Origin of the sequence: Mesorhizobium sp. M7A.F.Ca.MR.362.00.0.0 (genome assembly GCF_004023175.1) — a bacterium.
Taxonomy (GTDB): Bacteria; Pseudomonadota; Alphaproteobacteria; order Rhizobiales; family Rhizobiaceae; genus Mesorhizobium.
The window spans coordinates 1-234 of sequence record NZ_RZTF01001139.1; the positions used below are offsets into that span (position 1 = coordinate 1).

Consider the following 234-nt stretch of genomic DNA (forward strand, 5'->3'; position numbering starts at 1 on the left):
CATATCAGCTGTGTGATGACTGCTCCCATACTGCCGGCAGTAGACAGCCAAGCATTAATAATCGGCGGTGTCGTCCAAGGAACCATAACGACTGCTTTCCCTGCAAAGCCTGTTGCAGTTGCGATATACCCGATTGTTCCTGTTACTAATGGTGTGATAACGAATGGAATCGCCATAATTGGATTGAGCATGACCGGAAGTCCGAAGATAACAGGTTCGTTAATATTAAAAATC

Annotated in this window: 1 pseudogene; it reads right to left on the bottom strand. The window is 45.3% G+C overall.

Annotated elements, in window-relative coordinates:
* Nucleotides 1–234 (bottom strand): annotated as a pseudogene (locus EOC06_RS39410) (PTS sugar transporter subunit IIC); the annotation flags it as partial.